This is a genomic window from Anaerobiospirillum sp. NML120511 (assembly GCF_023050955.1).
Lineage (GTDB): Bacteria > Pseudomonadota > Gammaproteobacteria > Enterobacterales > Succinivibrionaceae > Anaerobiospirillum.
The window spans coordinates 1-8937 of sequence record NZ_JALKIK010000018.1; the positions used below are offsets into that span (position 1 = coordinate 1).

At 51.5% G+C, this 8937-nt stretch carries 6 protein-coding genes; 1 reads left to right on the top strand and 5 read right to left on the bottom strand.

Annotated elements, in window-relative coordinates; all coding sequences use genetic code 11:
• Positions 1-185: 185 nt before the first annotated feature.
• The 3 genes from MXE39_RS06480 to MXE39_RS06490 all read right to left on the bottom strand — a co-directional run bounded on the left by MXE39_RS06480 (position 186) and on the right by MXE39_RS06490 (position 4326).
• A complete protein-coding gene (locus MXE39_RS06480) occupies positions 186-677 on the bottom strand; it encodes a hypothetical protein (protein WP_246977790.1) in 492 nt (163 codons plus the stop codon).
• Positions 678-960: 283 nt separating this feature from the next.
• On the bottom strand, positions 961-2778 hold the full coding sequence (locus tag MXE39_RS06485) for a hypothetical protein (RefSeq protein WP_246977791.1): 1818 nt from the start codon (positions 2776-2778) through the stop codon (positions 961-963).
• Positions 2779-2982: 204 nt separating this feature from the next.
• On the bottom strand, positions 2983-4326 hold the full coding sequence (locus MXE39_RS06490; RefSeq protein ID WP_246977792.1) for a hypothetical protein: 1344 nt from the start codon (positions 4324-4326) through the stop codon (positions 2983-2985).
• A gap of 1640 nt (positions 4327-5966) precedes the next feature.
• Between MXE39_RS06490 and MXE39_RS06495 the strand changes: the two genes are divergently transcribed.
• Positions 5967-6200 (top strand): hypothetical protein, encoded by a 234-nt coding sequence (locus tag MXE39_RS06495; RefSeq protein ID WP_246977793.1) that lies wholly within the window; start codon positions 5967-5969, stop codon positions 6198-6200.
• 385 nt (positions 6201-6585) lie between these two features.
• Here MXE39_RS06495 and MXE39_RS06500 read toward each other — a convergent pair whose 3' ends face one another.
• Positions 6586-7110, bottom strand: a complete 525-nt coding sequence (locus tag MXE39_RS06500; protein WP_247073881.1) for a hypothetical protein — start codon at positions 7108-7110, stop codon at positions 6586-6588.
• Between the two features lie 1145 nt (positions 7111-8255).
• Positions 8256-8852 carry a hypothetical protein gene (locus MXE39_RS06505; RefSeq protein ID WP_247073883.1) on the bottom strand — a complete coding sequence of 199 codons (597 nt, stop codon included), beginning with the start codon at positions 8850-8852 and terminating at the stop codon, positions 8256-8258.
• Positions 8853-8937 lie beyond the last annotated feature (85 nt).

The following is an 8937-nucleotide window of genomic DNA, read 5'->3' on the forward strand; positions in this document are numbered from 1 at the left end:
ATGGGCAACTCTCATTACAAAAACGGCATCTCATCGATATTCTTTGGCCACTGATACCATGTGTACAGCGGGCTTAGAATCCCTCCTCAAAAAACTACACTATTTTATCCCTCCAAGTTTTTAACATACATTTAAATAAATAGTTTTATCGATTGATCTTTTCTAAGATTAATCAAATTGTCGGTCTACATGTTGTTATCTTCGATATGGAGCCTGAATACTGGAGGGGCTGTATCTTCATTCTGTGTGTACTTATAACCTCGAAATCCATCTTCATCAAAAATGGCGATCAATGCATTGGCTATGGTACTGGCAGTGCTATCGCACCATGACTGAGAACGTTCTTCACATACTATACGGACGCAGGCTGATCTACACACATTGTTATATTGGTCAGCTAAAGCAATAAAGAAATGACGAAAAAATGTGTCTTGTTTAAACGCATCTTCAATTGTTTCGTAAGATTCGATGCTGATTTCATTAAGAAATAAATATAAATAAGCACAGGAGTTATCACCAAGTTCAATTTTTCCATTTCCAGGTATAGGATGAGTATTTACCGTAATAAATTCAACGCCTGATGGAACAAACCTGAAATTTTCTGCACCATACAATTTAAGCTTTTCGCAAACCTTGTTCACATGTTCAGAATCACAGACTGCAAGAAATTGCTCCATTGGGGGCTCCTTGTTGTGTTGCTATGGGCGATTTACATCAGGCTTTGGATGTCGATGCACGCTGCTGGTCATAAGTACGATGCGTGTCAGGCATAAGGCATGACTGGCTTATGCAGTGAGTGGCACGGGATGGTTTGGGCCTGGTTGTAATGACGATGGTAAGGGATGAGGCCAGAGCTCAGCTGAGAGCTCAGGCCGGATGCCGGCGTGCGGCCTGGAGGCGGTGCTGTGCTGCAGGCCGGCTGTTCTGGCAGGGCCGCAGGGCCGGCATGGCCGGCCGGGGTTACGGGCGATGCCTGAGCAGGGTGCTGTTGATGAGCCGGATCATGGGCCAGGTCAGCTCGGATGAGGCCATGAACTTTTCAAGCCAGGCGCGGCTTTGCGGGGCATGAGTCAGCTGGCGGCTCAGGCGGCGGCCGGTTTTGTTGGCCTGGCTGCTGCGCAGCTGTGAATGGCTGCGTCTTGACAAAAGCCCAGGTCGTACTGGCGCCGGATAAGAGGCTGCTGCCGCCTGCAGCTCTAAGAGCAGCTTGCTGTCAAGGACAGTCCAGTCTGATAACAGCTGCTCTGGATGCTGTGATGCGGCTGCAGCTGCAGCAGCCGGGTCTGTAAGTCCGTCATGCTGAGTCTGAGGCTGCTCATCAGTGTCTGCGGTGTCAGGGCTGTCCTGGACGGGAAGCTGCTGGTTTTTTGGGAGCTCCCTGTGGAGAATGTTGATGGTCTGGACCAGGTCACAGCCCAGGTAAAACTCAAGGGTCCAACCAGAGCGCATGCTGTCTTCATGGATGATGACCGCGCTTTGGGAGTCAAACTTGATGATTTTCCTGATGCGGCGGCCTTCTGATATGGTCACATGACCTTTGACAGGGGCGGTAAAGCGCAGCTGATTTACTGTACCTTCGAGCAGGTTCTGACAGGTCTCAGTGACAAGCTGGGCTGACCTGTTGAGGAAGGTAAGTCCCGGCAGGCTGCCCGAGCGCTCCAGCTGCTTTTCCTGTCTGATAAAACGATAGCCATAGAGGCCTGAAGTTCCCACCATGTACAGCTGGGCGCGGTGCATCATGTTGACACGGACCAGAGTGCCGCTGCGGCATACGGTCTGCTCAATGTGATTGCCGTCAGGGATCACCTTTACTGAATCGTTTTCAGGATTGTAAAAAAAGAGCTCACGGGACGGGTTGACCGAGATATCGCCAATGCTCAGGTGCGGCGGCCATACCTGCTCGACGTCGGAGGTGCTCTGTACCAGCCACAGGCCAAGATTTCTGAATAATTTGCCTGCTTGACTGTCCAGCTTCTGGACAGTCATCTCATAGACAAACCACTTGCCTGTTATTTGATCAGAGCTACCATGGTGTGGGTCAAAGATGACTGGCTTAAGGGTCAGGCTGCCAATGTACTCCGGGTACCTGGTGTTTGACAGAAGAATGAATTTCCTTTTCCATGAAACACGGGCGCCCTGAGGGATGCGGCGGCCGCTGTCATAGTCAAAGACGGTGTCGCTGTCCACTATGCCGTCAATACGGTCAGGCCACAGGGAGCGCAGCTGACTGTGCACATTTCTGTAGGTAAGAGCGCATCTTTGAAAAGGCAGAGGGCTTACCGGAAGCCAGGTAAGACAGTTGTCGCTCAGGCGGCTGAGGTTGAAGACATATCTGTCGCTGTAGTTGATGCCCTCACCAGATGGCGTAATGGTAATGGAGCTGTCATTGAGGTCGCAGCCATGGGATCTGAGATCCTCAAGCAGGCCGAAGGTATTGAAACCGGCACTGAAGGTGAAGCCAAAGCTGCGCAGATTGATTTTCACAGGCAGGGTATGAGGCGGGATGCCATTGGAGGTGGAGGCAGCACAGTCCTGACGGCGGCTGCGCTCTTCACAGAGCTGCTCCACGGCCTCAGGGGTCATGCCATGTACAGGAGCATGACGGAAATGACTTCTTTTCTTGCCCTCAACGGTCAGAGTAACAGCCTCGCCGCAGATTGAGCATCTGAGCAGTCCGCTGCAGCTGCTGATGCGGCTGTTATAGCGCTCCATGGCCTGCTGAGCCGTAATGGGCACGTAGCCATTTTCGTTGTCCCAGATATGTACCCTGGTGAGCATGGGTGAAATCCTGTGATGTTGTCTGAAATGCTGCGGCACCCTTAAGGCAGATCAGGTATGCCGTTGAGCTGTATTGAATCTTAAGCCTGATATCAGCCCGGAATTTACTGTCAGCTGTAAGCTGAACTGACGACTTTCAGTTGTGCCGCAGGCTGTCAGTCGAGCTGCTGGATGTCAGTTGCGCTGTCGGCTGCTGTTGGGTCTTTATTTTCTGCGGTTTTTAAGCAGCCCCGCAAGGCCGCGCACCCGCCTGATGCCGTCATGCTTTTCTGCCCGGGCCTCCCGATCGTCCCCATCGGAGGCACTGTCATAATTGGTGGCAGTGTAATCGCCGGCTCCTGATGGCGTTGCTGTGGAGGTATGTGATTGGGCTGAGCCGGTACCCCCGGCACTGGCAGCAGATGTGGTCATGGCCTCAGGTGAAGTAATGCTTTCTGGTGGCGTGCCGGCTCCGTACCAGCTGGAGTCTGGTGAATCAGTATCGGCACTGTATTGATCTGCCGTGTACGCTGCTGCTTGCTGTGTGGCAGCTGCGTCTGAAGCTGCGGCTGCAGCCGCGTCGGCACGGCTGGCAACGGCATGGGCAAAGGGCCAGGAGCCATAAGAACACAGTCGTTCGAGCATAATTCTGATGTTGCCGGCTACGCGGGTATCATCAAGGCAGGGAGCCAGCATGTCGCGGCGCTCACAGCATATGGCCAGAGGTATGAGAGCGCCGGCCAGAAAGATATTGAGGCTGGCTGTTTTCTGGTCAATTACCTGGGAGCATTCCCTGAGATAAAGGGCCGCTGCCGTGCTTACCAGACTGGAAAGAGCAGACAGAGCGCTGTTGCTCAGGCTCAGGTCACTGAGCACATCTCCTACTTCAATACGTTCCACGTTCAGGCTGGTACGACGGATGTCGGCACCTTCCTGACACTGGTAGCTGTTGGTACGGGCCAGCGGGTCGTTGATAAAGAGATCGGTGATTACCGGCAGGACAAAGCTGAACAGGCTGCGCGGCATGGTCACAATGTCTTCAATCAGGGGATAGTCCATAAAGACAGTGCAGTCTGTCTCCTGCACAGCGGTCAGCAGGCTGTCGCTGTAGCCCGGCGAGAACAGATTCTGAATCCTGATAATTTTGTTGTCGGCGCTCAGTGCCCTGTGAACTTCACCTGCATGGTACTCAGTGCCCAGTATCAGGCTTGTGTAGCTCTTATGACCGGAGCTGCAGGCATACGATGAGATGATCTTGCCAGCGCAGGGGCCGATGAGCAGTATCGGCAGATGCAGCATCACGGCTGCATTTATGATGCAGCTGAGCATCTCGGCATTATCTGCTCTGATAAAAGAGCCATCATCCATGCGTGAGCTCAGGCAGCCCTTGAAAGCATTGACCGGGCTTAAAGTACTCTCCACTGTCGAGGCAGTGCCCTCAGGCATGCACATGGTCTCATCAAGAACAATACATTCATAAGCGCGGGCGCCGTCAGCAGCAGATCTGCTGGCGGCCGCAGACGATGCTGCTGAGCGTGCCTGAGAGTGATTAGTGTTGGGTGCAGACATAGGGATAAATTCGGATGACATGCAGTGATTAACGGACAGGCAGACTTACAGGTCCATAAAAGCAATCGGTAAAAATCGATCCATTAGATATTACGTCAGCCCATGTGGACTTTCAATAAAACATCTTCAGGAAAGTTGCAAACATCGCACTTTCAGATCAAAAAGCGGTCATTCTGACCAGATTAAGCGTAACTGCGCACACTTGACTGCGGTTTGTGTGTTCATGACTGTCACTTTTATTGTCGATGGGAAATATTCATCTGCAGTGATGGAGTACGGACTACCTGGACCATGAGCTGACTTCCACGCCATTGCCTGTCACACCACACCATGTCAGTCAGGCCATGTCCAATACACTGCGCCTTTGGGCCTCATGCCGTTCAGCAGCATACAGCCCTGCACTCATGACTGTAATGCGCTCATGTTCTGAAATAACATCTGAGGTTGGCCATGCTCATGGCTGAAGACCTGTGGTTGCGTGGGCCTTCGACCTTATATGAAGCATGCTGCCTGCACGGATTAGGGGGCGCTGTGCCATGGTTATGGTGGCCATGTCCTGAACTGGCCATATCCATACTCCTTTACTGACCTTAAGTATTTGGAATCGGCAGCCAGCCCGTCAGCCCGTCCGCCCGTATCCGTCCAGTAATCTTCCTTTTGCCCGGAGAGCTGCCAGGGAGCGCCAGCTGCCCGGATTGAGCTCCAGCAGGCCTGGCGCGAAGAGCCATATTCTGCCCCATGATTTAAGGCAGGTAGTACCAACTTGAGGCTATTGACAGTATTTTTCATTGGCCATTAGCGCCATTGAGGCAACACAGGTTTTTTCAGGTGCACTGTAAAATGCAGTACTGTTTAGGTAGCAGGCAAGATGTCGGGGCTTATTTTTGAACTATTTATTATTATCAAAGTGTGTTAAAAGTCAGCATTTTTTCTTTCAATATGGGGCAAGATGCGATAGGGACGTGCTTTTAATGCAAGTCATTGTGGCTGTTTTGCACGTTTTATGTTTTTACTGGCTTAACCTTAAAGGCTGATAGCAGTGATTTTTTCCTTATAAGCTTGATTGTATGCATATTGTCTTTTTGTTATCATGCCCTGAACATGTATTTAATATGTGCATTCATGTACAGTCAGCAAAAAGCAGAACAATGCAGTTAAGGACATATGGCCGTCACCTCAAGGCCATAAACCGCCCTCAGAGCCATACCTGTGGCGGCAGCCATGGTTGATGCAAGGGTATCGTCCGGTGCGCTGCCCAGTCAGTGTACCGGGCTGTATGCTTCAGGCACATGAAGAGGGCACCAGCCGACAGCCACATTTTCCTGCGAACTGATGGTCTGTGGTTGTGCGCTGTACGTATAGCAGACAGCTGCTTGCAAGGCCCGTGTCCCGTAGGTTTGATGAGCTCAGTACCACAGCCCGTGGTGGAAAGGTGAGTCTGCATAATTGTGCAGGCTCGCCATTAGTGGGGCTGTGGCCGGAGCTGATGTTGTGGCCGGAGGTGACCATGGGGCACAGGCGGGCTTGTGCTGTCAGGCCTGACCTGTCAGGCATCAGCGGCTTGCCGGTCACGTTGAGTGCACTTAAGATTATCTGTAAAATATTTTGTAAAGTGTTTGCTGAAATATCCAGGATTTATCATGCCACGAGTTTTGACCAGAGAGTCTATTGTCAATAAGATTCAAGTGCTCAGGGAAAAGGAAGAGCGCTTCCGTAAGCGTGCCGATGAGCTGGCTGCCGAAGTAGCCTCCCTGAAGGAGAAGGTTGCTGAAATTGACAGCCGTATCCTTTATGAAGCAATGAAGAAAAACAATATCAGCCTTGATAAGATGCTGGCTATAATAGATGAGAGCAGGAAAAAGGAAAAAAAGTAATCATCTCTCATGCAGGCCAGAGCAGTGCCGGCCGGTTATGATTGCTGTGCACTAAAATGTTTTATAAAGAAAAAGGCCGTTCACCTGTGCAGTGAGCGGCCTTTTTCTTATTTTGAGTTCTGCCTTTAATCCTCCTCTGATCTGATAGCCTGCAGGTGAAGACTTGATCAGGTCGGTGCAAAGGTCAATCAGCATGCCAGCATGCCGGCAGGTGCACACTTGAGTAAGTCAGTACAAAAGTACATTTGCATGCATGTCTGCCAACCTGCATGCATGCATGTCTGCCAGCCTGCATGCCTGTCAGCGAGCATGCATGACTGCAGGCAGTTGCCCGGAGCACATATTGTCTGCAGGTATTTTGTTTGCTTTTGAGTGCTTTTGTGTTTTAGAGAGTGTTAAGTCCAAGGGCAAACAGTGCTTCATTGATGATAAAGCGGGACCAGATACCGCGCCTTATGAAGTAACACAGTGCTCTGTCCTCGGGGATATTGCGTGAGAGTGTATAGCCTTCGGTGGCCAGCAGCTGTCTGGTCTGTGCAAGGTTGAGTCTGAGTGCCAGAGCAAAGCGAATAATAACAGTGCGTGAGGGATGAGCTGTGGCGCTTTTGAGGCGAGAGAAATATCTGCGATCAACATCGGCAGTGCGATAGCAGCTGCTCGGAGTGATATTGCGGCTTTGCATCAGCTCAAAAAGCATGCGGCTAAAGGCGTGCCCTTCGCATTTGACTTCCTGTGACAGCTCGTTTAGCGACCAGTCTGAGTCCCTCTTACCTCTTATGTACTGACTTGCCGGTGAGTAGTCATTACTATGTTTACGGGGCACACCGCTGCAGCCATAATCCACAGGTCCAACAGTACGTGGGGCATGCTCCAGACACTCAATCAGCTCCAGCCATATTTCACTGCTCATACTGGAGTACGGGATAAGATCGGGCTGCTCACTGGTGTAATGTTGGCCTGAATTCGTTTTCCTGTAGTCCGAACCTGCTTGCCTCTCACCATAATCTTCATGTTTCTCACCTTTATCCGAGTGTGTTGCGTCTGCCATGGCATACGCTTTGGCTGTGGAGGACCTTTGAGCTGCTGTACCTGTTTTGGCCATGTCATCGGTGTCAGAGCCTGCATTGGCAGGTGTGCTGCTTTCAGGGGAGCCGGGCGGGATATCATTATGGCCTTGTCCAAAGCTCTTGCACAGGGCATAAGGCCATGATGGAAGCAGGAGATTAGCTGGGCATACGGCCCTGATCTTCACTTCATTGAAGTCAGATTTCAGTGCCAGAGATGGATGTTGTAAGTTCATTCAAATCTCCTCTCAAACGCGCCGGTAAGCTTCAGCGACCGATCAGAACAACATATGCTGCCTGCAGCCATACCTGGTACGGGACAGCCATACCAGGTACGGGGCGGCCATACCATGACACGCGACAGCCAGGCACGAGCACAGACAGTTCTGGACGGCACTTGAGTCTTTCCGCAGGAGCATGACCTTAGGATAAGCAGGAACATGGGATGCTCTGCTTTATTTTAATCACCATGACACTAATGAGTGCCAGGCATGGTCGCTATCTGCAACCCTGATGACTGGCAGTAATAACCCACATCGCGGGTCAGGTCGTTTGAAGGAGCAGGAGCCGTTAAGGGTCGGGCGCTGCCATGGGCGAAGGGCAAGGTCATTCAATGCGCGCCTGTGAACCACTGGCTGTTCTTCTTTACTGGCACAGAGCAAGACGGTGGAGTATGACGGATAACAGCACTGACCAAAGGCAGATCAGTGCGCAGAGCAGATTGCATAGTACCTGATGGATGCCGCAAGGCGCAGAGGCGGGGATGCGCGAAGATTATCGGGCCATGAAGTGACTGATCCCGGCGGAGAAATGAGTTTAAAGGGCATACGGCTGACTGCTGCTGATGCGGGTAAATACAGAGGGTTTAGTCAACTGCAGTGGGCGCAAATCACAGCAGGTATGAGGTTAAATGCAACGTATGAGGGGAACTGCAGCGGGCGCAGTCAACTGCGTGGAGAAGCCGGCTGCAGTGAGCCGGGCGGAGGAGGGATTAGATGTTGAGCAGAGGCTGGCCGGATTCGTTCAGGGCACAGTTGATGATCTCAGGGTCATAAATGCCATGGGATATGTGCCAGGCAATGATGACATCACTCACCCTGTTGCTGGTGAGCTCATATCCGGCAGATCTCAGGAGCTTGCGGGTCTGAGTCATGGTCAGGTTCATGGCTACGGCAATTTCCAGAACCTTGTTACGGGTCGGATTGTAGGAATCACGGTTTTTCAGGCGGGAGAAGAAGCGCCGGTCCAGGTTGGCTTTCTTATAGCACTCAACCTGAGTCATGCCCTTTTCTTCAACAAGATTGAGCAGGGTTTCATAGAATGTAGGAGACAGGTCTTCAAGGCGCTTTTCCAGTGACTCAAAGGACAGGTTCATGCCACTGTGCACCTCATTGAAAGATGAGATGCGGTTGCAGGTACGTACGGCTGTTTCAAAGCGGCGACGGGACAGTCGCCAGTTATCAAGATTGATAATGATATCAAGTGCGTGCTCCTTTCCCTCGATGGACTCAAGAAAGGCATCAGCGCATTTTACTGCAGTAGTGAGAGCAGAATCGACCTGTTCGTCAGATGCATTATCCCTGACCATAATGGGCACGGTGACTGATCGACATCCAAGTTCTAACGTCTTTTTGAATATGGAGTGATAGATATCGGCCATCTGGTCAGTGGTG